Origin of the sequence: Pseudalkalibacillus sp. R45, from assembly GCF_052246725.1 — a bacterium.
Classification (GTDB): domain Bacteria; phylum Bacillota; class Bacilli; order Bacillales; family Fictibacillaceae; genus Pseudalkalibacillus.
Genome location: NZ_JBQQCL010000010.1, coordinates 49,862 through 73,415, shown reverse-complemented (window position 1 = coordinate 73,415; position 23,554 = coordinate 49,862). Strand labels below are relative to the sequence as shown.

At 38.6% G+C, this 23,554-nt stretch carries 25 protein-coding genes and 2 pseudogenes; 10 read left to right on the top strand and 17 right to left on the bottom strand.

The window, feature by feature from the left end; all coding sequences use genetic code 11:
* Positions 1–39: 39 nt before the first annotated feature.
* Complete coding sequence (locus ACTWQL_RS16705) at positions 40–1,320, bottom strand: ATP-binding protein (protein ID WP_443143565.1); 1,281 nt, start codon at positions 1,318–1,320, stop codon at positions 40–42.
* A 205-nt stretch (positions 1,321–1,525) separates the two neighbouring features.
* On the opposite strand from ACTWQL_RS16705, the gene ACTWQL_RS16700 reads away from it, so the two are divergent.
* The 6 genes and pseudogenes from ACTWQL_RS16700 (at position 1,526) to ACTWQL_RS16675 (ending at position 6,057) form a co-directional block, all read left to right on the top strand.
* Positions 1,526–2,308: a sulfotransferase family 2 domain-containing protein gene (locus tag ACTWQL_RS16700; protein WP_443143564.1), complete on the top strand. Its 783-nt coding sequence runs from the start codon at positions 1,526–1,528 to the stop codon at positions 2,306–2,308.
* Positions 2,309–2,772: 464 nt separating this feature from the next.
* Positions 2,773–3,335 (top strand): annotated as a pseudogene (locus ACTWQL_RS16695) (GNAT family N-acetyltransferase).
* 425 nt (positions 3,336–3,760) lie between these two features.
* Positions 3,761–3,928: a hypothetical protein gene (locus ACTWQL_RS16690; protein WP_443143563.1), complete on the top strand. Its 168-nt coding sequence runs from the start codon at positions 3,761–3,763 to the stop codon at positions 3,926–3,928.
* Between the two features lie 40 nt (positions 3,929–3,968).
* A complete protein-coding gene (locus ACTWQL_RS16685) occupies positions 3,969–4,316 on the top strand; it encodes a VOC family protein (RefSeq protein WP_443143562.1) in 348 nt (115 codons plus the stop codon).
* A 471-nt stretch (positions 4,317–4,787) separates the two neighbouring features.
* A complete protein-coding gene (locus ACTWQL_RS16680) occupies positions 4,788–5,219 on the top strand; it encodes a cytidine deaminase (RefSeq protein ID WP_443143561.1) in 432 nt (143 codons plus the stop codon).
* Positions 5,220–5,316: 97 nt separating this feature from the next.
* A complete protein-coding gene (locus ACTWQL_RS16675; RefSeq protein ID WP_443143560.1) occupies positions 5,317–6,057 on the top strand; it encodes an alpha/beta fold hydrolase in 741 nt (246 codons plus the stop codon).
* A 124-nt stretch (positions 6,058–6,181) separates the two neighbouring features.
* On the opposite strand, the gene ACTWQL_RS16670 is transcribed toward ACTWQL_RS16675, so the two are convergent.
* Positions 6,182–6,643 carry a hypothetical protein gene (locus tag ACTWQL_RS16670; RefSeq protein ID WP_443143559.1) on the bottom strand — a complete coding sequence of 154 codons (462 nt, stop codon included), beginning with the start codon at positions 6,641–6,643 and terminating at the stop codon, positions 6,182–6,184.
* Between the two features lie 27 nt (positions 6,644–6,670).
* A complete protein-coding gene (locus ACTWQL_RS16665) occupies positions 6,671–7,675 on the bottom strand; it encodes a DUF3231 family protein (protein WP_443143558.1) in 1,005 nt (334 codons plus the stop codon).
* Positions 7,676–8,003: 328 nt separating this feature from the next.
* Here ACTWQL_RS16665 and ACTWQL_RS16660 point away from each other — a divergent pair, with 328 nt between their 5' ends.
* The gene (locus tag ACTWQL_RS16660; RefSeq protein WP_443143557.1) at positions 8,004–8,558 is read left to right on the top strand and encodes a hypothetical protein; all 555 of its coding nucleotides are present in this window, start codon (positions 8,004–8,006) and stop codon (positions 8,556–8,558) included.
* Between the two features lie 35 nt (positions 8,559–8,593).
* Here the strand turns inward: ACTWQL_RS16660 and ACTWQL_RS16655 are convergent, their stop codons facing one another.
* The 6 genes and pseudogenes from ACTWQL_RS16655 to ACTWQL_RS16630 form a co-directional block, all read right to left on the bottom strand.
* A complete protein-coding gene (locus ACTWQL_RS16655; RefSeq protein WP_443143556.1) occupies positions 8,594–10,006 on the bottom strand; it encodes a bifunctional metallophosphatase/5'-nucleotidase in 1,413 nt (470 codons plus the stop codon).
* A gap of 147 nt (positions 10,007–10,153) precedes the next feature.
* The gene (locus tag ACTWQL_RS16650; protein ID WP_443143555.1) at positions 10,154–10,588 is read right to left on the bottom strand and encodes an SRPBCC family protein; all 435 of its coding nucleotides are present in this window, start codon (positions 10,586–10,588) and stop codon (positions 10,154–10,156) included.
* Between the two features lie 122 nt (positions 10,589–10,710).
* Positions 10,711–11,124 (bottom strand): annotated as a pseudogene (locus ACTWQL_RS16645) (NUDIX domain-containing protein).
* A gap of 22 nt (positions 11,125–11,146) precedes the next feature.
* Positions 11,147–11,608: a GNAT family N-acetyltransferase gene (locus ACTWQL_RS16640; protein ID WP_443143554.1), complete on the bottom strand. Its 462-nt coding sequence runs from the start codon at positions 11,606–11,608 to the stop codon at positions 11,147–11,149.
* Between the two features lie 229 nt (positions 11,609–11,837).
* Entirely contained in the window at positions 11,838–12,776 is a 939-nt protein-coding gene (locus tag ACTWQL_RS16635; RefSeq protein WP_443143553.1) for an alpha/beta fold hydrolase, read from the bottom strand.
* Positions 12,777–12,901: 125 nt separating this feature from the next.
* Positions 12,902–13,525: a TetR/AcrR family transcriptional regulator gene (locus ACTWQL_RS16630; RefSeq protein WP_443143552.1), complete on the bottom strand. Its 624-nt coding sequence runs from the start codon at positions 13,523–13,525 to the stop codon at positions 12,902–12,904.
* Between the two features lie 397 nt (positions 13,526–13,922).
* Here ACTWQL_RS16630 and ACTWQL_RS16625 point away from each other — a divergent pair, with 397 nt between their 5' ends.
* Positions 13,923–14,372, top strand: a complete 450-nt coding sequence (locus ACTWQL_RS16625; protein WP_443143551.1) for a VOC family protein — start codon at positions 13,923–13,925, stop codon at positions 14,370–14,372.
* A gap of 120 nt (positions 14,373–14,492) precedes the next feature.
* Here the strand turns inward: ACTWQL_RS16625 and ACTWQL_RS16620 are convergent, their stop codons facing one another.
* From ACTWQL_RS16620 to ACTWQL_RS16605, 4 genes are all read right to left on the bottom strand, one after another.
* Complete coding sequence (locus tag ACTWQL_RS16620) at positions 14,493–14,831, bottom strand: NIPSNAP family protein (protein ID WP_443143550.1); 339 nt, start codon at positions 14,829–14,831, stop codon at positions 14,493–14,495.
* 88 nt (positions 14,832–14,919) lie between these two features.
* Positions 14,920–15,540, bottom strand: coding sequence for a chloramphenicol phosphotransferase CPT family protein (locus ACTWQL_RS16615; RefSeq protein WP_443143549.1), 621 nt, complete (start codon positions 15,538–15,540; stop codon positions 14,920–14,922).
* Positions 15,541–15,722: 182 nt separating this feature from the next.
* A complete protein-coding gene (locus tag ACTWQL_RS16610; RefSeq protein ID WP_443143548.1) occupies positions 15,723–17,654 on the bottom strand; it encodes an FtsX-like permease family protein in 1,932 nt (643 codons plus the stop codon).
* A complete protein-coding gene (locus ACTWQL_RS16605) occupies positions 17,641–18,408 on the bottom strand; it encodes an ABC transporter ATP-binding protein (protein WP_443143547.1) in 768 nt (255 codons plus the stop codon). Before ACTWQL_RS16605 ends, ACTWQL_RS16610 begins: the two co-directional genes overlap by 14 nt.
* Positions 18,409–18,592: 184 nt before the next feature.
* On the opposite strand from ACTWQL_RS16605, the gene ACTWQL_RS16600 reads away from it, so the two are divergent.
* Both ACTWQL_RS16600 and ACTWQL_RS16595 read left to right on the top strand, forming a co-directional pair.
* On the top strand, positions 18,593–19,264 hold the full coding sequence (locus ACTWQL_RS16600; RefSeq protein WP_443143546.1) for a response regulator transcription factor: 672 nt from the start codon (positions 18,593–18,595) through the stop codon (positions 19,262–19,264).
* Positions 19,261–20,283: a sensor histidine kinase gene (locus tag ACTWQL_RS16595; RefSeq protein WP_443143545.1), complete on the top strand. Its 1,023-nt coding sequence runs from the start codon at positions 19,261–19,263 to the stop codon at positions 20,281–20,283. The genes ACTWQL_RS16600 and ACTWQL_RS16595 overlap by 4 nt, the downstream gene beginning before the upstream one ends.
* Positions 20,284–20,544: 261 nt before the next feature.
* On the opposite strand, the gene ACTWQL_RS16590 is transcribed toward ACTWQL_RS16595, so the two are convergent.
* From ACTWQL_RS16590 to blaOXA, 4 genes are all read right to left on the bottom strand, one after another.
* The gene (locus ACTWQL_RS16590) at positions 20,545–21,279 is read right to left on the bottom strand and encodes a DUF899 family protein (protein ID WP_443143544.1); all 735 of its coding nucleotides are present in this window, start codon (positions 21,277–21,279) and stop codon (positions 20,545–20,547) included.
* Between the two features lie 78 nt (positions 21,280–21,357).
* A complete protein-coding gene (locus ACTWQL_RS16585) occupies positions 21,358–21,798 on the bottom strand; it encodes a YybH family protein (protein ID WP_443143543.1) in 441 nt (146 codons plus the stop codon).
* Positions 21,799–21,871: 73 nt separating this feature from the next.
* Positions 21,872–22,372 carry a DinB family protein gene (locus ACTWQL_RS16580; protein ID WP_443143542.1) on the bottom strand — a complete coding sequence of 167 codons (501 nt, stop codon included), beginning with the start codon at positions 22,370–22,372 and terminating at the stop codon, positions 21,872–21,874.
* 298 nt (positions 22,373–22,670) lie between these two features.
* On the bottom strand, positions 22,671–23,474 hold the full coding sequence (blaOXA, locus tag ACTWQL_RS16575) for a class D beta-lactamase (RefSeq protein WP_443143541.1): 804 nt from the start codon (positions 23,472–23,474) through the stop codon (positions 22,671–22,673).
* Positions 23,475–23,554: the final 80 nt, after the last annotated feature.

The following is a 23,554-nucleotide window of genomic DNA, read 5'->3' as shown; positions in this document are numbered from 1 at the left end:
GAGAACTAGCTTACTTCTTAACGTTGAACGAAAGAAGCTCTATTCAATTTTCATACCAGACTGTTCTGTTATGGGAAAAGACAATTTTATCGTGGTTCCTTCGTTCAACTTGCTCCAAACATCTATCGTTCCATTCATGACATAAACCAATTTAAAGACCGTCATCATTCCTAGCCCCGTCCCATTCTTACCTTTCAGGGAGAAATAAGGTTCGCCTAAGCGGGTCACCTGTTCTTCGGTCATACCAATTCCAGCATCCTTGATGACGATGAATAGATTGCGATCTTCTTCATAACTGGTGATCGTCAATATTCCTCCTGATTCCATCGCTTCAATACCATTTTTCAAAATGTTGATCAATACTTGTTGGAATTTATTCGGTTCACCTGTGATCGAGTGTTCGTGCAGTAAATCTACCTCAACCATGACACCGTGATTGAGTGCAAGCGGCATGACGATCTCCGTGGATCTAGTAATCTCCTCGCTGACATCCAATTCCATTTTTACTTCAGGATGGGGTTTCGCGAAAGTCAAGTATTGGTTGATGATGTCTGTAGCCCGATCAATTTCACTCACAGCGACCTTTGAAAGATCTTGATTCGTTTGAGCTTCCATTGGACTTTCATGGATCAATTGCAAGAATCCTTTTACAGTCGTCAATGGATTTCTGACTTCATGACTCATACTGGCAGCAAGTTGACTAACAACATGCATTTTTTCATATTTAATTGATTCTAATTGAAGGATATAGGTTGTTCGTATCATTTCGTATAAATAAAATACAAAGAAGGTTGATCCAGTCAACGTGCCTGAATAAATGAAAAACGAAGTGAAATCGTGAAAGCCATAAAACATGGAAGGAATCAAAAAGGCAAGGATTGAGTAACAAAACGAAAAGAATGTAAACCAATACACTCTTGTCGTCCATGGTTTTGATGTTAATTTAGGAGCAACATACAAGATGACAAAACATGACAGTATCGTAAGGAAAACGGTGACGATAAACCCGGGTCCTAAAAGCGGGAGGCGGATCAATATCAGTGCCCCAGCTAACCCGAGCAACACCCTTTTCCCTCCGTATACCCCACCTAACAAAAAAGGTATATAGCGTAAATCATAGACAAATCCATTATCTAGTTTTATGGATAATGTAAGACTTAAGAAAATGAGAATTGCACAAGTGATGAAAATATGAAAAGGATGGAACGGTAATTTGGTAGTACCTTGTTTCGATAGCGTAGAAAAATTGACTAACAAAATAATGATCAGTATGACAAGGAGGTTGATAAGTAAGACATAAAAGAAATGGGAATTGTCCATTAGGAATGCCTCCAAAGCATAATACTTCTTTATTTAAAAAATCTTTAATTCAAGATAAATTATAAGCCTAATCACCACTCGTGTATATAGAAAAAGAATGTCAACGTGATCTAGAACAAGTACTTGTATAGCGTTCACGTATTCTCCAATTTTATCATATTATGTTAAATCTAAGTAGTTGGACAATCCTATTGGAGGTAGAAAAATGTCGATGATCGATCCCAAACGACGATTTGCAGCAAACAAATTAATCACACCACCCATCCCACTTTTTGCCGATGAGTTTCCAATCCTATTTTTTTGGAGTCCAAAATGCGGCTGTACTTCACTTCTAAAGTGGTATCTCTATCAAATTGGACACCTGGACAAGGCGTCGAATTATGATATTAATATTCATACTTATAGATTGAATGTGATTCAAAAACAAAAGAACCATACATTGAAGATTCGAAAACATCTTTTACTTGAGAGTAAAGATGTTTATAAACTCGTCCGTAACCCTTATACACGAGCGGTTAGTTCCTTTATCCATGCAGTTAGGAGCCACGGCCTTTTAACCGACATCGCTCCAGGTATGGAAGATGGATTATCGTTCAAACAATTCTTGTATCGAATTAAAAATTCGGGAGTTGAACGAGGACAAATCAATGGACATATGGTTCAGCAATATTTGGATGGTGAAGAACTGTTGGTCCATAATTACATTAAATTAGAGAACTTCAGTACGTCGATAAGACAAATCGAAAAATCTCACAATCTTCTACAATCCCTTCTAAACGACATCATTAAGTCACCCCATCATGTTACCCAAAAAATGAATGAGAATGACAATCGCAATTTCGCTAATATGAAAATGTCGAGTAAAACTTTTCCTCAATCTTTACCACCCTACAAAAATTTCTACGATCAAGAAACAATGGAATTAGTGAGAGAAATCTATAAGATGGATTTTATACGGTATGGCTATAATCAAAAGATCATAACCTGAGTTTTAAGTGTAAAACAAAATGGATTTACCCATGGTTACAGGTCCTATTTTCGAGGACACACAGTATAAATCACACATAAAAATGCAAGTGGTTTCATATACGAATCACTTGCGTTTTTTTGTTCTTTAAGGAGTTTGATTGAAAACTGTTCAAACATACCCAAATTCATAGAGCAGGAAAAAATTTATGTTAGTTAGCGTGATTCTTCTGTGAAATGTTTTGTGCTTTTAGGTTTGAATAACCAAGGGAACTAGAAAAATATATCAAAATTACATATGAAACTTTATGGTCGTTTTTCAAAAAAAGTTTAATTTAATAACAAATATAAGTACATTGGTCCCATGGAGGATTAATGTACTTTTTTGTTGAATTACATTAATAGCAATTTAAATGAATCTAAACTAGAGTTAATTATATAAGTTTCATTAGGTCTTAATTTAAAGTTTTAGAGAGGGGAAATTATATGAATCCTATTTTAATAGATGTTCCGTTACAAATAGAAACAGACAGACTAATTCTTCGAGCACCACAAGCTGGTGACGGGAATGTAGTAAACCATGCTATTAAGGATTCAATTAATGAGTTAAAGCAATGGTTAAATTTATTTCAGGAAATTCCTACTGTTGAAGAAGCAGAAATTCTCGTGAGAAACGCCTATATATAGAATTTTTGAAAAGAGAAAGCTTTCGCTATCTTATCTTTCGTAAAGGTACTAATGATTTTATTGGAACTGCTAGCCTTCACAGAATTAATTGGAAGATTTCTAAATGTGAAATTGGGTACTGGATTAACTCGCAATTTAGTGGCAATGGATATATGACAGAAGCAGTAAGTGAGTTAACTAACCTTGGCTTTCAGCAACTCAAATTTAGAAGGATTGAAATAAGATGTGAATCATCAAACTCTAAAAGTCTTTCAATACCAGTAAAATTAGGTTTTGAATTAGAAGGAACCTTAAGAAATGATGATTTATCTTCAGATGGTAGCAAGCTAACTGACACTTGTATTTATTCAAAAATAAAGTAAATTTTGTGAAAGAGAATTCTACTTAAAATAAATGAAGAGATTTCTTGTTATTTATATGATGAAGAAAACATAAATTCTATAAGACATTCTTTAAGACTACGATTAAATACATATATACCACAGAAACGAAAATCAATATTACAAATAGAAATAGTATCTACTAATTCAATACTTGTGGACTTTTGGTTTTATGAAGCTGATACATTAGATTTGAGTATGAAATGTAAGAAAACTAAAAATGCAGGCTGTTTTCGCAAACTTTGTTACTCTTGAAAGTCGTTGATTTCCGCTCCAGGATGCTCGCTTTCCGGGGGTGTGCGGTGAGCCCACTCGTCGCCTTGCGACCTAAGGAGTCTCCTTTTCAAGGAAGCATTTGTGCTCCTGCGTCTACAAGAAAGTCCTGTCGAAGCGAGCTTCCTCGTCGCATGCCTTGCGAGGAGATTACTCAGGAAGTAGTCACGCTGATCCCGCAGGACAAGGAAAGCTTCGGCAGCGTTACATCGCACGAAGAGAGGAGTCTCGCACCTTGCTCTCCAATCGACTTGCACAAGATGATTCTTTACAAAACTGACTCAAAAGCAACAATCTTTTAGAAAAGAGCCCAAATGTAAAAACAGATAGGAGTTAAAGACGATGATAAAAGGTTTCGGAGGAATATTTTGGAGAACTAAGAATCTTGATGTTATTAAAAAATGGTATTGTGAAGTATTGAAGATTGAAATAGAAAATTGGAACGGGACTGTGATTAAACCCCAATCAGGAAATGAGACTATCTTTTCTTTCTTTACCGAGAATGACAGTTATTTTCCAACAGAACAACAAGTGATGTTAAATTTCCAAGTACATGATCTAAACGAGACTATTAAGCATCTTGAGCACCTTGGTGTACCTCTTGTAAAGAAAAAAGAGGTTAGTGAATTTGGAAAGTTTATTTGGATTGAAGATCCTGAAGGTCGGCTGGTTGAGCTTTGGGAGAAATAACGAGTTGTAATTCGTTTACTATTAAGCTATGGGGGCGTTTACTGCATAAGGCAGCTGATCCCCTATTTACATAAAAGCTTTCTAAGGTTCCTAGGAGGTGTACTATTCAGACAATAGTTAGTAATGTTGCATTTGGTATTTTGACAGTATTAGCTTTGGTTCAATTTAATGAAAGTAATGCGTTTGGTATTATTCTTTTGGTAAGTCTTTCTATAATTTATGATTATATAAAAAAATTGGAAAAGAAATTAAACATTAGCAAGAAGCATAGAAGGATAGGGTTATTGAGCTATTTTATTACTTCAAGCATCGGTTTCTTCGTTTTTATCCTATAATGTATTTTCAATGTTCTACAATCGTGGCCGAGAGCTGAAGATCGATATAGCCATCTCCGGCTTTTCCTTTATTCAATAACTGGTCAGTAGAGTTGAAGAAACAGTTATAACAGAAACAACAAGGGGGAGAAATATCGTGTTAAAAGTAAGACCTTTAGAAGATAAAGATTATGAATTGATTAAAGAAGCAGAAAAAGTTATTGAAAAGAATTATAGGTATGGACGACATCACATTGGTTCAGCAGTAAGAACAACATCTGGTAATGTTTTTTCAGCAGTACACGTGGAAGCGAATGTCGGAAGAATAACCGTATGTGGTGAAGCAATGACTATTGGTAAGTCAATATCAGAAGGAGAACACGAATTTGAAACAATTGTAGCAGTGGCTCATCCTCATCCACACGAAGATATAGAAAAATGTTGGGTTGTTGCTCCTTGCGGTATGTGTCGAGAGTTAATTAGTGATTACGGAAAAAATACTGATGTAATCATTTCTTATAATAATGAACTAGTTAAGTGTAATGTAATGGAGTTATTACCAGAAAAGTATACAAGTGATATAGAATAATTTGTATTAAGTAAGCTGGAATAATAGGTTTTGTGTAAGTGGTCATGAACTGATATTCAAAATTCTTTTTCTAATAGATAGGAGTGGAGGAAGAAAGATGACTGAATGGCTGGAAAACGATCAGATAGGTTTGGTTTTTATTCAAGGTGCAGGTTTAGAAAGCAGTATTTGGGAACCGGTTGTATCAGAAATGAAACGTCCCGTTTTACTCGTTGATTTTCCTGAACGACAAGGGGAAAATAAATTACGGCAAAGTTTGACTCTACAAGATTACAGTGATTATATAAAGCAACAAATTGAAGATTGGAAAGTCAGAAGATTTGTTATCATTGCCCATTCGTTGGGTGGAGTCCTTGCTCTTAATATTACAAGTGATTTATCGGAGCGGGTGGTTGGATTTATTGGAATCGGGGCGACAATTCCTAAAGATGGGGGATCGTTCCTCTCGACTTTTCCATTTGCAAAACGTTTATTGATGAATGTGCTTTTACGTGTATTTGGCACGCAACCACCTGAGTCTGCTATTCGTAAAGGTCTATGTAATGATCTTTCACATGAGAGAGCAACCGAAATAGTACGTGGTTTTGTACCGGAATCTATTCACATCTACACAGATCAAACAAAAGCGAATGTTCCAACAAACATACCTAAGCTTTATATAAAGTTAGCAAAAGATCAAGAAATGAGTCTGTCTCAACAAAATAACATGATTGCCAATCTTGCTCCACAAAAAATTGAAATACTTGAAACAGGTCATTTGCCTATGCTGATTAAACCCAACGATTTAAGGAATTCTCTAAACGCCTTTCTTACTCAATGGAACTCTATTAAAGGATGATCAGGTAGGTCAAACAGGCAGTTTTCTGGAGTAAATTGTAAGGGAGAGTTTAAATCGATAGGTGACTTTCCTGACCTTTGGCATTTATATCACGGTTAACCCTTATTATTTTAGTGGATGGTTTTTATGGTGCTTTATTCAAGGTTTTTTTAATCAGTAATCCGATTATTATTCCAGGAAAGACAAATAGCATTGGAAGCCAAACAGGACCCCATAGCACTCCATATATCCTTAAATTTGAGGAAAAAATCAATCCAACAGTTACAAAAAACACACCTAACACATATGGTAGAAAAGAATAAGGTTCTGGTTCTTTTCCCCCACCTGCATCATTCACCGCATCCCACAAAGAAAAAAAGTACACACAAGGATAAAACATCAACCACTGATAGTCCGTATGTGTGATCGCCTTACCAATTTCCCCATGAAAACTTAAAAGTATGACCTGATTAAAATGGGCTTGTACATTAATGATAAATTCAAGTATCAATAAAACTGTGCCTTTAAAATACTTACCGTTTAAATACTGTCCAAAACCAGGAAGTGCAATGCTCCACATAAGTTTTTCAACTTGACTCTTATTCACTGGTACTCACCTAGTTGCATGTTTCTATTATTTTTCTTTTGCAATTTCTTTTCTATTAGGAGCAAGAGGTGGTTGTTCTAACCATTTATTTTGCACCATAATATTGAACCATTTTTTTGTAACGGTAAGATTTTTTAGAATGGTGCCCTCGTAAATGGTTACAAGATCTGTTCGCATGGCTGAAGCTAGACCTGTCCCATGATATGCCTGTGCGGCTTGGAACAAGAAACCAATATGATACAACATTAATTTATCGGAAAAAGGAGAGTCCGTTGAAGTTGTCACTTCTGTTTCCCACGACTTAGGAACTGGCAAGTTATCCTTATGCATTATTTTTGCTAGAGATTGTATTTGTCCATCAGATGTTTTCTCGGTATCCTCTAAAAATTTTCTTACTTCATTCGTTTGAGCAACTTGACTGAATGCGATAGAAAGCGTTTTAGCCATTATACTTTTTTTAAGGTTGAAAGAAATGCTGATGATCTCTGTTGCAGTTAAACGTCTCCCTTTTCCGAAAAATCCATCTATAAAATCTTGGCTAGAAATAAATTCAGGATTCTTAGCAGGATAAAATAAAGGATCTCTTTGGAAACTTCCTTTCTCGAGCAACAACTCTGTGGTTTGATGGTACATTCTCTTCCCATCATCATCACATGAATCGTAAAAATCTCGTAAGTCCTTCCTGACAGAAACGCCTAATGAAGTGGTATGTCCTAACAATCCATGTAAAGTCATGATATGTAAATAATGTAAGCAAAATATATCAGTAAACAATCTCTCCGCACCTTTATTGAGGTCAGATTCAGTAAATCCAATTGGAACTGGAAAACCTTCATTCTTCATTAAAGTAACAAGTTGATTCTTTTGTTTTTCATACGTATTGATAGCATCCTCAAAAATATCTTTTATTGATTCATCCTCAATGATAGTGACCATATATCGATTTACAGTATCTGTCATTGTCCCGTTTACATACTGTCCCCACAGTGTTCCTATTTCAGAAGATGTAAGTTTTAAGTTATCATTATCCATATTATCACCTCCTGGATATTATTTACCAACTCATCAATAGTTATGATTTGCTATCTAACGGATGCGAACAATAAATTCGGGAAATCTGCCTGTACGGGGTGAAGTGGGGAAAACTGGAGATAACTTTGTAAAGAAACGATCTTTTCTTTAAAATTTGGAAAACCGCTACTCATAATCCACCTCATTATTCCTCTTTTCCTATTTCTAATTTGGCCATTCCTGCTACCTGGGCAACATATTTAAGATGACTATTCCGTCATAGACGCACATAATACCCCAAAATGAATATAGTGACATATGAATTATACATCGAAAAGGGGATTGGAATATGTATCATGAGACATATCTTCCACGCCAATTGCCACCATTCGGGCCAGGGGGAATCGGAGGCTTTGGAGGAATTGGTGGTTTTGGAGGAGGTATGGGGAGTGTTGGAATACCTACCATATTGCCCGGTCAATTGACCTTGCAACAACAACAGCAGGTCCAACAGATTCTACCGACGCTTTCACGACCTACCACTGCACCGCCTCAGGGTCTGATTAATCTTTTTACGACATTGTCAGCCATGCCTCAGTCACAGCTTCAATTTTTGATCGGACAACAGCCGCAGAGTGCGACACAGGTCTTCTCACTTCTCGGAGCTCAGCCGCGTCCTGATATTGAATTCAGAAATGACGCTGAAACAGACGAGAGAATTAACGGAATCTGGGGTTGTCAGGGCAGATGGACGTTGATCTTTTACCTGACACCGTTCGGCGGGATCGGCATCGCTCTTGCATGGGTAGCTTTTGTCAACTTTTTTATCACGATCGGATTCTGTTACCCGACCTTCGCCCCATGCTTCTTCTACACACCGCAAATCTTACTCGCATTATGTTAATATGAAGAAAAAGGTTGGCCATCGCCAACCTTTTTTTATCTGATAGACACATTATCCATCTTCAATCTATTCCTTTTCTTCAAATACATCATGAACACGTCTTTCACCATCAACGTTTTACCGATATCAATCATTTTACAGCCTTTGACAGACGCATACCCGCAAACCTCTTCGTACAACAGTGGTGTTCCGCTGCCAACCGTATATACTTGCTCTTCTTGTAATTGTTCTCCGTTCACCTTTATCTCTGAGATCTTGCCATTTTGATCTGTCCATGAAACTCCAGAGAATCCTAAAGATCCAATCGTGATCCCGTGTGGCCGGAACCCATTTCCGTAAACCTTCTTAGAGGTGATTTCTGGTCTCGAATGATCTTTAATTAAACCTGCAATCTGCTTCCCTTTCATTTCGATCAACACAGGGGAATGCATGCTTTTACAAATATCCAATACCTTTCCCCTCGTCAATTCGCCTTTTTCCAGCCCTCCAATAGCCGCTCCACCATACATGATACCGATCTCGGCATTCCAAAAATTCCGTATACCTTCTGCCATGAGTTGGATGACATCTTCATGTGAAAGAGGCTCTTCGGTATAAGACAATACTTCTGATAGAAACGCATTCGTTTCAGCGCGACCTCGTTCCAATATTGCAGTCATACTAGGATCACACTCGGAGTCTAGCTTGATTTCTATTAATTTGCCGATATACTTTTCTATTTTTTTATTTGCCAGATCAATTTCAAGTCGCAGCTCTCCAACATATTTCCCGTGAGATCCTGCCTGGACAATAATCACACCAGACTCCTCAATAGGACTTTCAAGAACCGTATGTGAGTGTGCGCCAACAATCACATCAACTACTCCGCTTAATTTTTTTGCTAATTCAAGGTCAGCTTCGTACCCCATGTGTGAAAGGAAAATGATCAAATCAGCCCCTTGATCATGTAAGTCGTCGACCGCTTTATTTATTGAAGTCAAGGTATCTCGATTACGAAAACCATGCTTATTTTCATAAAGATCTCCAAATTGATCGGTTGCCCCGAAAAGCCCGATCTTCAACTGACCTGCTTTTAATAATAGGGATTCTTTCATACCTCCAATGACAGATCCATCGCTTTCAGCTAAATTCAGTAATAACCAAGGAACAGTCGTTTCAAGACTATGCTTTCGAATCAGTTCTGGAGTTGAACGTAACACTTCATTATTCCCTACTGACATCGCATGATACCCAACATCTGCTAACATCTCTAAGTGCATATTGCCTTGAGTGGCCAAACACTCATTGATGCTCATATCCAGATGATCTCCACCATCTAAAAGGAGATAATTCTCATTTTCGGCTTTTAGCTCTTTTGCTCGTTTCTTTATGAATACCGCTTGCCTTAATAATTGCTCATAATTCGCGTGAAGATCATTTGTATGTAGGATTGTGATCGCCTGTTTCATATGTTCTCCCCTTTACTTTTTGTTTAATACCAATTATTTCAAAGTATCTACTCGAACTCAATGATTATTTTCATAATAAAGAGGCATATCCTGCTTCGGATATGCCCCTTCTAATACAGAACCCCTGATTGTTAAAAGATTCTCTACCTAAGCTTTATTGGTGATCTCACTATACTTCTTAAAATTGTCCAGAAATGCTTGCCAGCCTGCTTCTTGCATTTCAATAGGATTATCACTTTCCGCTTCAAACGTCTCAATGATCTTCGTCCCATTTTCTTGGCTTGCAAATGTTATCGTGACTTTTCTTCCATCGTCAAGCGTGTAGGAAATCAACTCGTGTATTTTCACTTCGTCATAAACACCACTAAAATCAAACCCAAAGCTGCCGTCCTTCGCTTCCATTCTGGTGTGGAATCTCCCGCCATCCCTTAAATCGTTTTCAGCATTTGGCGCATGCCAATCATCTGAAGCAAAACTCCATTTTGTTATATGCTGCGGCTCTGTCCAATATTTCCATACTTCCTCAACCGGTGTTTGAACTGTCGTCTCTACTGTAATTGTTACTTTATTGCCTGTTTCCATTTTCATGATCTCCTTACTATAATAAAATTTCAAAGCGCTTAGGCAGATCGATCCTCCTCTCCGACTAACGAACCTACCCTTTAGTTCAACAAGAAAAGCATTTCTCCTTCTTGAAGAAATGCTCATTTGTTGAAGAATACTGAAGCTCTGGTTTTATACAACTCGGAATGTTTAATACTTTTCCTTAAATAGATAGGTGAATTTAGGTGCCTTAGTATTTCTTCAGTAGTTAACCATAATACTTCTTCTACCTCATCAGTACTTTTAGGAAATGGTTCACCCGATTCATATTCACAAAGAAAAACAATATCAACTACATTTTCATCTCTATCTGTTACGAAAGACGTACTGTGTACATAATTTAACCTATCTTTTACGTTCACACCGACTTCTTCTAAAATTTCACACTTTACAGTTTTTTTCTAAGATGTCTGATGTGAAAGCAAACCACCAGCATGTTCCTCTTTTTTACTTCTTACAATTATTATCCATTTATCATTTTTCCTTATTGCACCTTCTACATTTACGATATACATTTTTAACTTTATATAATAAGAATTATAATTTCATTTTCAAACCTTCGTGAGATGGATTAAATCCTAGTCGTTGATAAAAGCGTAAAGCATCTTCTCGTTGTTTATCTGTTGTAAGTTGGACCAAGTGACAGCCGCGTTCTTTTGCGCGTTCAATTGCCCACTTTATAAGATGAGAACCAATTCCCGTACCACGTTGAGAAGATAAAGTTCTTACACCCTCTATAGTAGCCCTCCATCCACCTTGATGTGTGATATATGGTGTAAATGTAATTTGTTGCACCCCGAGAATTTCATTTTCGTGATATGCCACTACAAGCTCATTGTTAGGGTCAGATGTTATAGCCTTAAACGCTTTTATGTAACTAACTGGCAGGGGCTGTTCGTAAAGTTCTCTGTGCCTGCCTAGCGTATCATCAGCAAGCATTTCCACTATTCTATCTAAATCCTTTTCAGTAGCTACTCTAATCTTGATTTCGAGTTCCAAAATTAATTCCTCCTTAAATAGGATCTAAATATATATTAACTGCCAAATTATCATAAGTTAATTACAATATTTTAATGATGTACCATAAGTATTTCTTATTGATTTGGCTCATCAATGGCGGTTTATTTGTGGATGCCATGCTATACTCCTTTGTAGAGTTGTTTGTTTAGGAGCTTATAACTTACTACAAAAAGAAGGTCAGTCTCTCCTTTATTCAAATGTAATATTTTCAAGCTTTTTTACTTAAGTCGAGTAAGTTCCAAATCGCTTCGACCACTTCGTCGGGACAATCCGTGTGGATCGTGGTATGCCCAGCATTATTGAGTATACGATGCTCCCCACGCGGAACTGAATTTGCAAATTTTGTATAGATTGTATTTTTCACATTATTAAATGGATCAATCGTCTCACGCAGGAATGATTTACTTGTGATTGGAGTCATGAATGGGTCGATTCCCATCGCAGTATACACGATCAAAGGGATATCCGGCATGTCCCCTCCTTTACGGACTTCGTTATAGACTTCGCTGTTCAAGTTTTTCCTTTCCGTCATCGTTTTCGATAATGTTTTGAGGTGATAGTCAATCAAAGGTTCACGTATCGAATCTGGCCATTCTGCAAACATCCGATCGAATAAACCACGAAAAGTCTGCTTGTATGTTAGGAGTGTACGAAGGATAGCAAAACCCTGTTGAGGTAGGTAGCGTTTCTTTAATTTTGGTGTATTGGTGAGAAAGTCCTCGTGAGGGGGTTCTAGCAGAAGCATCCCTGCCACTTCATCTGGAAATCGTTGGGCGTATAGGCGGGCATATATTCCACCCAACGAGTGACCGACGAACAGATAGGGAGCTGGTACACCAGCAGTATGCAAAAGACTCCGCAATTCATCAGTGACCTCCAGGGCACTTCGAGGTAGCTTAACTTGATCGCTCCACCCCGTTCCCGCTCGATCATAAATCACTGATGTTGTACGTTGACTAATTTTATTGTGGATATTTAGATAATCAAGTCCGACCATACCTGCTGCCGGTATAAATACGACTGCTGGACTTCCAGCTCCAGAACGGTCGAGGAACAAGTTTCGCCCTTCCAAATTGTAGAAACGCCCAATCGGCACTTTATTGTCTATGGACTGATCCTCTTGGTTTTTGTTTTCATCATCTTTCATTAATGTCTCAACACCTCTCATCGTTTTTCTTGAACTTGACACCACAAAAAAAATATTTGGGCAACATATCCTTAGCTTCTGCTGGTGTTCTCCATTTCACATTTTTATATGCTGAACATTCTTTTCTATTTATAAAAGGTTTTCCTGAGTTCATTAAGGAAATCATCAAGTTCTGCAATAATTTTGTCATATTCCAATTCATCGCTTTCTGAGTTTCTGATTTCCTCCAGTATCTGATTTGTAAAGCCAATATTCGACCAATAAATAATTTGTTTGGATTTTTCAATGTCCAGTCCTTCTCTGAATTTAGATTCATCAACGATATCAAACATTGTCATCTGGCATAATGATTGTTTGTTGTTAGTTCTTTCTTCCAGCTTCTTATTGATTTCATCAGACTTAGTAATGCCAGTGATTTTTATAAACTCAAAAATCCAAGGATACTTTTGCAACAACTCAATTTGGAGAAGATAAGATTGCCTCAGCCTTTCGAATAGATCTGTTTCGTTAAAATTCATTAATTCAAGATATTCTTTATTAACCATGTCATGGCAGTAATCGTAAAGGAATAGAAAAAGGTCCTTTTTGCTATTTACATAATGGAACATTAACCCCTTAGAAATTCCAGAAGCTTTTGCAATAACATTTGTCGAGGCATCATCAAATCCCTTTGTTGCAAATTCCTTTAATGCTGCATTTAAAATGACGTCCCTTCTTTTGGGGTCCAGATTCAAAAATTTTGAAAGCATTCTCATCACCTATATATTTATTAACCTATCAGGTCAATGTTATTGTAACTTCGTTTACCTGTTAGGTCAATGATATTCTTAAACATTCATATCTTTTTTCTTGTCCATTTTGTTGATGTGCCGATTGGTATTATGGATAGTTTCAAACCAACAAAAAAGTCTTTGCCCCACGTGAAGAAGTACTTTCTTCATATGGTTCAAAGACCCTGATGTTCTACAGAAAGACCCACTAACGAGAGCCGATCTCTAAATTTTGAAAAGGACATTAGAGGATTCACCAAATCACGGTATTTCCATCAAAAGTAGTAGATGACTTCATACTATTCTCTGAAGCTATTCTTAAGCATCTTGTTTATGATAAAGCAAGAACATGTTATAACAAGGAGGTTCTACTATTATGCTGCCTGGTACATTATATGAAACACATGTTAAAACAACAAATTTGGAAGTAGCAATCGATTTTTACAAAAAGATAGGAATGCACCTCGCTCATATGATCGAGGAGAGACGTGTCGCATTCTTCTGGTTTGATAAACATAATAAAAAAGAACAAATGCTTGGCGTTTGGGAGGTTACTGAAAAAGAATTTAACAAAAGCCATTTTGCATTTAAAGTTTCATATGAAGATATCGTTAAGGCTAAAGATTGGCTTCATGAAAGGGGGATAGAACCCAGGTCTGCATTTGGTTTGGAACCTGTTGAACCAATGGTACATACCTGGACTCCTACTGCGAACCTATATTTTTATGATCCTGATGGAAACTCATTAGAATTTCTTTGTTTACTCCCGGAAAAGAAAAACGTAAAACAAGATGTTCTATACTTAAGTGAATGGGAAAGAATGTGACTAATTGAAAATTTTAAGGCTTGATCGGAAACATGGATATCGAATGTAAACATTGGTTGATTATTTAGGCAACCTCGTTACATGGCACAAGACCTCCGTTACCAATTGCCCTAATTGCATTTACTCTACCGTTGATTTTATTTCTTCATTCCTGACTTCTAATATGTATTCTTTAAATACGGTCTCTTTCCCGCCATGTCGTTGATACCAGTCTTGGACACGTTTAACATGAGCTTTATCATTTCTTACATTAGATTCTATTTCTTTAAAGTCTTCATAACTATCATACTCCCAAATAGCAAAGATTTCGGTAGTATGATCGTCATTCTCCTTCATCCATCGGCCAATCAATCTCGCACCATGTTTTTGTTGATTATGTAGATTTGTATTATTGAAATGTTCGTTAAATACTTCTACAAATTCATTTTTTACAATATAAAATTTTCTTCGGTAAAACAAAAATGTTCCTCCTCAATGATTCGATCCTCAAGTGATCGAGTCCATATTTTTCTTCTGATTATCTTTTAAAAATACCTCATCATTCATTTCATCTAATATCTTTAATAATTTGAAAAGCTGTTAAAGGGTTATCATCTTCAAGTCTCTGTTGTATTTTGATCGCACACTCTTCTACGCTTAACAGTGAGGTATCGACTTCCAAATCATAAATCCCTGGTTCATGGACTGCCTTTTGCCATTTTCTCACTGGCGATGGAACTGAACCGTCTTTGGCATAACCGGAATTCCAGGTGTTGATACGACGTTCCATAATAACCTCGAGTGGACAGCGTACTCCCACAAATAATACAGAAAGACCAGTTAGTATTTGAGCGCATTTTGGTAGAATGCTAAGAGGAACAGAATAAGAATCATGGTGACCGACATCCACGACTATGTTTAAACCTAAACGACAGTGTGCGGCAATCGTTTCATACATCCCTTTGTACATTTGCATTATTAGAGGCTCAAGATCAGGACGTTCTCCTCCAGGTCGTAATCCTATCCCTGGTAAATATCGTTCTGGAGTCATTTCCATGGTCTTATCAACACCTATGTTCATCCACACACCCTCAAATGTATTTTGGATTTCCAGGGCTATGCTTGACTTTCCAGATCTAGGTGCCCCATTGAGGATAATGATTTGCCCGGGTTTCGCTGAAACTGTCATGAAAGTCCCCTTCCTTTTGTAACTATGTAAATTACAATAAATTCATGTTATTAAATGCAATTTCTATGAAGATAAAGGGCTTATCCTATTTCTGGTAAGCCCTCTTATATTGAATGTATAAGAAGCAGGCATATTATTGTATATCTCGCATACTCATATATTTGGATGATTGTAACAATGAGTTAAAAATTCTTTTTATTTACGATGTTGTTGTACGTAGATACGGTTAAGAAATAATATCCGATAAAAATCACAACAAACGCAACCATTGCGGTAATGATTGGTATGATGAGACTAGCTCCAATCAGATTGGACAAGAAATTGCTGATGAAATTCATGATGACACTGCTATGGATGATACCGATTGTAAGCGGCAGTCCAAATACAAATAACATCTGCTTACGAATCGTTTTCAGAATGTCCTTTCGGCTCACCCCGATCTTTCTTAAGATCTCGTAGTTGCCTTTGGTTTCATTCGCATCCGTCAGCTGTCTGAAGTAAATGGTACTCCCTGTCGCTGCCAAAAAGACAAGTCCCAGGAATCCAAAGATGAATAAGTTCAGTGCACTGCCTTCCTTCCCCTCTTTATATTCTGTATAGAAAGAAGCATTTACTTGAAAATCATCCTTAATCATCGTATTCAGTTTATTGGACGTTGCTTTTGCAGTGATTTCATCTTCTACCTCATAAGCTTTATAAAACTTCGGGGATTGTTTTTCAGCGATCCCACTGAATAATTCATCGCTGATAATCACAAAGAAATCCGGATAATCAAATGGCAGGATGCTCCCCTCTACCATATCGACCAGTTCTAATTTGGTTATATCTTGAAGCTGCAAGGATATGTTTTTTCCTTTAAAGTCAGATGAGGTATACTTGGTCAGCCGCGGCTTGATGACCACCGCCTCATTCTTTGTCAATTGTATGTTTTCATCACGATCCAATGCTTGTGCAGCTGTATTGTATGTCGTTTCAGAAATCAGTTTGATCGGATTCAATTCATAATCCATCGAAAACGCCGTCTCTCCGGTGGCTTGTATCACCGGTATATCGATTTGTGCCTGTATCGTGTGCGCTTGATCTGAAGCTATGATCTGTTTGATCTCAGCATCCACTTTCTCTCCTATTGACTCGTGGGTGAAGCTGAATGGGACATCCTCCCTCGTACTTTTTTCATTCCCATAATACCCGCTGTATGTGGCAGCGAAAAAACTGATGGTCGCAGCGCTCAACAAAGCAATGGTCGTAAATGTACGTGCATTCCCTTTGATCCGGAACAGCAGTTGGGAAACATGAATCAGATTCGTCCCTCTGAAATATCTTCTTCGATTTTTTTGAGAGAGCTTCAGCAAGTAGATGGTGACCGAACGGAAAAACAGATGCGTGCCGATCACAAGTGCAATGAAAGCTACCCCGTAATTTTTCAACAGATAACTGCCTGTCAATTCTGAAGGAAATCCCCTCAGGATCAGCCCATAACTTAATACAAGCAGGATCACCCCGATGATGGCTGGAACAAAAGAACTTTCCGGCGCCTGTTCCCCTTTTTTCTCAGCATGGAACAACTCAATCAGTTTGAAGCGATATATTAGGCGATATCCTTGGATGGACGTAAATAAGATGAGGACGATGAACACCATACACGTTTGCAGTATCGCTGGAAGTGAGATGCTGAAGTCGATCTCCACGGTTGATCCCATGAGCCTGATCAAAATCATTGAAAACAATTTGGAAAGAAAGGTGCCTAGGATTATACCAATGACGAGCGCAAGCAGACCCAACATGAGATTTTCATAAAACAACATTCTTCCAATTGTTTGTTTTCTCAATCCGAGCATCGAGTAGAGGCCGACTTCCCTTTTCCTTCTTCTCATAAAGAACGCATTGGAATATAAAACAAAAATGGCAACAAACAAAATCAGGATTGCAGAGGAAACCATGAACATAAAATCCATTGCTTCCGACAGTTCTATACTGCCCTGGATCTTCTCACTGTACTGCAAAGACACGAACGTATAATAGATGATGATACTGAAGATCAAAGAAACAAAGTAAATCAAATAATTGTTCAGATTTCCTTTTATATTTTTCTTAGCGAGACTAAATAATGTCATTCGACCCACCTCCAAGTGCGGATAAGACATCCAGCACTTTGTCAAAGAACTCTTTGCGGGTCGACTGGCCTTTAACAAGCTCTGTAAACAGTTTACCATCCTGGATGAAGAGTACGCGCTGGCTGTAACTTGCGGCATACGCATCATGCGTCACCATCAGAATTGTCGCTTTATCTTGTTCACTTAATGATTTCAGGGTTTCCAGTAAATCGGTCGCTGATTTCGAATCGAGCGCCCCTGTTGGTTCATCGGCAAGGATCAAACTTGGCTTTGTCACAATCGCCCGTGAGGCTGCGGTACGTTGCTTCTGTCCTCCGGAGATTTGATACGGATATTTCTCTAAAATCGGACGAATTCCAAACGTATCCGCTACCTTTTCCACCCTGCTTTCAAGTTCCTTTATATCCATTTTCGCCAGCGCTAACGGAAGAATGATGTTTTCCTTTACAGTCAAAGTATCCAGCAAGTTGTAATCTTGAAAAATAAACCCCAGTTTATCCCTTCTGAAAGCGGCCAACTGCGCCTCTCCCATATTCGTGATTTTCTCTCCATCTATGTTGATCTCCCCAGACGTAGGTTGATCGATGGTCGCAAGAACATTCAGTAAAGTTGACTTCCCCGCGCCTGAAGGTCCCATAATACTGACAAATTCCCCTTGCCGGACCTTTAGATCGATATTGTCCAGCGCAGTGAATACATTGCCTTTCCCGCCATATATTTTTTTGATCTGATTGGCCTCTAAAATTTTTTCCATTTATTTCGCCTCCATTACAGTTGAGCATTCTCTGTTATGGCTACATTGTACAATAAGGTGTGATGATTCAAACTTACAATTAAGACCGTAAACCTTACATTTTTGTCACCATGATGCAGCCCTCTAAATTTTCAGATAAGATATAATCAACAAGTCTCAGTTTTAGACAGTTTGGAGGTACGAGATGAAAATCATGATTGTGGAGGATGAACCGACGATACGATGTCTATTATCCGAATCGATTCGGAAATGGAACTTCGAAGTCGTAATGCTAGATACATTCAATCATGTATTGGAGGATTATCTTAAAGAACGACCCCATATCATCCTATTGGACATTAACCTGCCAACCTTTGATGGTTTTTATTGGTGCAGTAAAATCAGGGAAGTTTCCAAGGTACCGATCATCTTCATTTCATCAAGGCATTCACCGATGGATATGGTGATGTCCATGAATATGGGTGGGGATGATTTCATCCAGAAACCATTTGATTTCGATGTCCTGATGGCGAAAATCAATGCCCTCCTTCGCCGTTCCTATTCCTATCTTGAGACAGAACCGAATGTGATTGAACATGATGGTGTCGTTTTGAACCTGAATGATTGGGATGTCTATTATTCTGAACGAAAAGCAGAATTGACCAAGACAGAATTTACGATCCTGAAGCAATTAATGCAGCATAAAGGGACGGTCGTCAACAGAACGAAGATCATGCGCAATCTATGGAAAGACGAGAGTTTCGTCGACAATAATACCTTGACGGTGAACATCACCCGTCTACGTAAGAAGCTCGCGAACCTCGGGAAGGATGATTTTATTATGACAAAAAAAGGAGAAGGTTACATCATCCAATGAGCTTCCTCGACTATTTGAAAGATAAACGTTACTTCTTTTGTTTTTATTTGCTCATCATGGCATTTGTCACGTTAATGATGTATCTCAGCCAACAAAAAGGGGAATGGACGAACATCATCTATACAAACGTCAGCTGCCTCCTATTTCTAGTGCTCTATATCGTGATCGGTTATTTTTACCGGAGAAAATTTTACACTGGAATGAAGCAGAACTATGAAACTGATCAAATGGAACTTTTGTTGATACCGGATCCACAGAATAACACACAGAAGATGTTCCTTGACCTTTTGGACCAACTGCATAAAGATTACTATCGACAGCTTCAAGGATTGTATGACGAAAAGCGGGACCAGCAGGAATTCATCCTTTCCTGGATACATGAAATCAAACTTCCAATCGCCGCTTCCCGTCTCCTCATCGAAAACAGTGACGATATGGCGAAGTACGCACTCGTGGATCGGTTTGAGGATGAACTGGACAAGATTGATGATGATGTGGAACAAGCGCTCTATTATTCAAGAATCGATTCGTTCTCCAAAGACTACTTCATTACCGAAATCGAAGTGAATAGTGTCGTGAAAAACAGCATTAAAAAATATGCAAAACCATTCATCAATAAAAATATTGAATTTCAAATGGATGAACAACCATTGTGTGTTCATAGCGATAGCAAATGGCTCGGATTCGTCATTGACCAAATTATTGTGAATGCACTGAAATACACGGAAGAAGGCGGGATGATCTCTGTCTCATTTGAAGAAGACCAACAGGAAAAAAGACTTTCGATTGAAGATAATGGGATGGGAATCAAGACGGAGGACCTCCATCGGGTCTTTGAAAAGGGATTTACCGGGACGACTGGAAGAGACCATACGAAATCGACGGGAATGGGATTATATCTTGCAGAACAACTGGCGAAAAAGCTTGGCCATTCCTTGTCCATTGACTCGGAAGAGGGACAATTCACCAAGTTGATCATCCATTTCCCTAAAATTCGAAACTATTACCATTTTCCTTGAATAAGTCCGTTAAGATTTCGTCCTGTGACACTTATAATGTCATTTTAAAGGTTATGCACCCTAAAACGGAACCCTTTACTTTTATATACCCTCATCGCAATATTCCGTTAAATGGCACGTAAATGAATATGAGCGCTATCCTTATTCCAGGATAGCGCCTGATGATTGAATAACGTAAAAGCTAACTATCATCACTCTACGCCCTATTTTAGAGACCCTCCTGAGTTATAGCTTGTTTTGGCAACAGTGTAGGAAGATGGCCTAGGTGCCGAGATCGTCGGAGCGTCCGGCTTCCAGGCGGGACCATTGGGCGGTAGGGCGGCCGTCCAGCTGGAACTGACCACCTTTGGAACCCCAACGCTGTGGCCAGCCCTCGGGCGAATCCTCCCAGAACTCTTGCCGGCCGTAGATAGTCAGGTCCAACAGGCCGTATGATGGTGCCATCCGTTCGTTGCCGCGTCCGGTGGTCCAGTAGGTCTCGTAGACCTTGTCACCGTCTCGGAGATAACTGACCAGGATACCGAAGTGCCGGTCTGCGATCAACCGCTCTACGGCATCCTGGGGCACCGAGTACCAGGGAACCGTCCAGCCCATGAAGTCGCGATAACGCGAGCTCTCTTCGTACGGACCCTGGCAGAAAGTCGCGTAGCTCACGTCCCGCGAATTTAGATAGGACAGCTCGTTGATGTGGCTCGTGGAAAAGGTGCAGCCCTCGCACTGCTCCGCGGCGGGTCTGCCGGTGTGCCACATGTGAAAGTACACGACAAGCTGGTGGCGGTCCTCGAACGTCTCCAACAGTGTTACCGGGCCATCCGGGCCAATCAGCGGGGTAGTTGAGTCCACCTCGACCATCGGCAGCCGACGACGGGCTGCCGCAATTGCGTCACCTTCGCGAGTATGCGCCTTCTCTCGGATCCGCAACTCATCCAGTTTAGCCTGCCAGGTGGACCGGTCGACCACTCTAGGCAGCGCAGAAAAGTTGTTATTTTCATTCATGGAATTATCCCCTCTCGTTATAGTTTACTTACACACCTATACTTTCATATCACGATATTCCTACTGCCTGTAACTCTATTATTTTAAGTTGAATATCCCTTTTCCAGTTTCCATATTTATCGGTAATGATGAATGTTGGTGTGTTATGAGCCAAGACTCATTTACTTTTTTTAAGCCAAATGTAAAACGGTTTGTCATTTGACGAAGTTTCTCTCCTGATTTTTCTCTATACGCAGCGAACGTAACAGCACAATGAACAAATGCAACATTCGTATTTTCCTCAATAGTTAAATCATTAAAATCTACTTTTAGTAAATCTCCGTCTTCCCTCAATCCATTAAACCAATTAACAACGTTTTCTCTCCATGAAGAAATACCCTTAGATTCCCAGTCTCCCCAGCAATCATAAATATGTACATCAGGAGCAAATATGGATAGGAATTGATCAACATCCTTTTCATAAACTCCATATTTGTATTTTTCAAGAACGTCCAGAACCGTACTAATATTAATTGTCATAAATTCATCTCCTTTATAAGAAAAGTTAAGTTAGTTTTTAGTTCACTATTAAACGCTTTTTTCCTTTATCAGTTTATAACCCGAGTTTTTGATCCAGTTCATACTTCTGACGCAGATGATGACGGAAGTGCATCCCGACAAGAGCAAACCACTCCTGGGCATTCAGCCAGCCAAAGCCCCCATGTTCATCTTTGTAGTTTGGATTTATTTCATCTACTTTCATTTCCAATTCCTTCATTCTTTCCATTAGTTGATCGAGCTCAAGCATAATGTCCTCTTTACTTTTTGTATTGTCAGGTGGGGTATCAAGTTCCTCCGGCAATTTAATTTTAATTGGCGGGAATCCACCAATATTAAATAAATATTCGCCAAACTCCGTCTTTCCCTGCTTTTGCTCTCCAACAGGTGTCGCACAAACTTCAACACTATCAAGATACTCGTGAGCTACGACAATTAAATGGTCATACATTTGACCGATCGACCAAACCCCTTGCTCAGGTATATGTCTTAGTTGCTCCAGTGAATAATTATGTAAAAAGCTTCTATATGTTTCAATCAATCTCAGATCACTCATGTTAAAGCACTCCATTCCCTTAAATTTAGAAATCCATTATTTCTAATCGTTAGTTTACAGGGTGAGTTATCTTTATTCCTCCCTTTTAAAAATTACTTAGCTACAGGCATGTAGAACAAATCATTCCCATTTCCGTCTCTAGTTGAAATACAAAACAGAACAAATGTTCAGAACAAATGTTCCTGTCCTAATTAGATTTTATAACTATAGTTTGAAAATATTAAAAATATTCTGTTAATTAATTATTAAATGAAACTCTGGGGACGGCTTAATGAAAACACGTCCCCATTTTTGATGTTTAGTGTTCTTCATTAATAATGTCCATCTGCTTTAAGGTCGCCAGGACAATATTTTTAGCTTTGGTCCCGGTTCCGTCGAGATTTACCGCAAATACCCAGGTGTCTTTTTTTGTGGTGATAAAACCGACATACCATCCTAAACCAAAATCTGAAAGTCTTGTCCCCGTTTTCCCATGAAGTGTGTACTCATCTTGTTCATCCTCTATCATCATCCGTTTAACCGTTTTCTGATGTTTCTCTTCAAAGGGCAGTTGTTCTCTTACTAATTTTTCAGTAAAGTCCATTTGTTCTCTAGCCGTAATTTCAAGGCTGCTGTCCAGCCAAAACGTATCGATTCCGCCAGAGATATCCTGATTTCCATAGTTTATGAGATTTACATACTGTTCCATTCGTTCTTCCCCGATATCACGGGCCATATCTTGATAATACCAGATCACAGAATGCCTCATACCTGAACCAAGGGTATGATCCCGATTCCAGGCTTCAAATTCCCTGGTTATGCCATCCCATCGTTTAACATCATATTCATCTCTGACTGCCGATGTTTGGAGCCCGATCAATGCGTTCGGTACTTTGAACGTCGATTCAGGAGTGAATCTTTCTGTACTTCTCTCCTGGTTGAATACAAAAACGTTATCATTTTTAATGTTTTTCAATACCATCGTCCCATCTTTTCCGTTAAACAACGCCTCGATGTCCAACTCTTTTTCATGCGTTCCTTTGGCACTCGTGTCTGTTGACATCCCTGTCCAGACGAGCATGAGTGAAAGTAATAAAAACAACCCTATACGAAAAATCTTCATCTTCTTCCTCCTAAATTGGTAGTTTTACATGATAGTCACTTTCTGGTTGATAACTTATACTATACTCATTAAGTTCGAGC

Excerpts from the sequence above, each read along its gene's own strand:
- ACTWQL_RS16635 (WP_443143553.1), bottom strand. The coding sequence starts at position 12,776 with ATGAAAGATGATGAAAACAAAAACCAAGAGGATCAGTCCATAGACAAT.
- ACTWQL_RS16610 (WP_443143548.1), bottom strand. The coding sequence starts at position 17,654 with ATGACATTATTTAGTCTCGCTAAGAAAAATATAAAAGGAAATCTGAAC.
- ACTWQL_RS16690 (WP_443143563.1), top strand. The coding sequence starts at position 3,761 with ATGCCTTGCGAGGAGATTACTCAGGAAGTAGTCACGCTGATCCCGCAG.
- ACTWQL_RS16605 (WP_443143547.1), bottom strand. The coding sequence starts at position 18,408 with ATGGAAAAAATTTTAGAGGCCAATCAGATCAAAAAAATATATGGCGGG.
- ACTWQL_RS16705 (WP_443143565.1), bottom strand. The coding sequence starts at position 1,320 with ATGGACAATTCCCATTTCTTTTATGTCTTACTTATCAACCTCCTTGTC.
- ACTWQL_RS16590 (WP_443143544.1), bottom strand. The coding sequence starts at position 21,279 with ATGAATGAAAATAACAACTTTTCTGCGCTGCCTAGAGTGGTCGACCGG.
- ACTWQL_RS16665 (WP_443143558.1), bottom strand. The coding sequence starts at position 7,675 with ATGGATAATGATAACTTAAAACTTACATCTTCTGAAATAGGAACACTG.
- ACTWQL_RS16630 (WP_443143552.1), bottom strand. The coding sequence starts at position 13,525 with ATGCTTTCAAAATTTTTGAATCTGGACCCCAAAAGAAGGGACGTCATT.
- ACTWQL_RS16685 (WP_443143562.1), top strand. The coding sequence starts at position 3,969 with ATGATAAAAGGTTTCGGAGGAATATTTTGGAGAACTAAGAATCTTGAT.
- ACTWQL_RS16660 (WP_443143557.1), top strand. The coding sequence starts at position 8,004 with ATGTATCATGAGACATATCTTCCACGCCAATTGCCACCATTCGGGCCA.
- ACTWQL_RS16650 (WP_443143555.1), bottom strand. The coding sequence starts at position 10,588 with ATGGAAACAGGCAATAAAGTAACAATTACAGTAGAGACGACAGTTCAA.
- blaOXA (WP_443143541.1), bottom strand. The coding sequence starts at position 23,474 with ATGAAGATTTTTCGTATAGGGTTGTTTTTATTACTTTCACTCATGCTC.
- ACTWQL_RS16675 (WP_443143560.1), top strand. The coding sequence starts at position 5,317 with ATGACTGAATGGCTGGAAAACGATCAGATAGGTTTGGTTTTTATTCAA.
- ACTWQL_RS16700 (WP_443143564.1), top strand. The coding sequence starts at position 1,526 with ATGTCGATGATCGATCCCAAACGACGATTTGCAGCAAACAAATTAATC.
- ACTWQL_RS16585 (WP_443143543.1), bottom strand. The coding sequence starts at position 21,798 with ATGACAATTAATATTAGTACGGTTCTGGACGTTCTTGAAAAATACAAA.
- ACTWQL_RS16600 (WP_443143546.1), top strand. The coding sequence starts at position 18,593 with ATGAAAATCATGATTGTGGAGGATGAACCGACGATACGATGTCTATTA.
- ACTWQL_RS16595 (WP_443143545.1), top strand. The coding sequence starts at position 19,261 with ATGAGCTTCCTCGACTATTTGAAAGATAAACGTTACTTCTTTTGTTTT.
- ACTWQL_RS16615 (WP_443143549.1), bottom strand. The coding sequence starts at position 15,540 with ATGACAGTTTCAGCGAAACCCGGGCAAATCATTATCCTCAATGGGGCA.
- ACTWQL_RS16655 (WP_443143556.1), bottom strand. The coding sequence starts at position 10,006 with ATGAAACAGGCGATCACAATCCTACATACAAATGATCTTCACGCGAAT.
- ACTWQL_RS16580 (WP_443143542.1), bottom strand. The coding sequence starts at position 22,372 with ATGAGTGATCTGAGATTGATTGAAACATATAGAAGCTTTTTACATAAT.
- ACTWQL_RS16625 (WP_443143551.1), top strand. The coding sequence starts at position 13,923 with ATGCTGCCTGGTACATTATATGAAACACATGTTAAAACAACAAATTTG.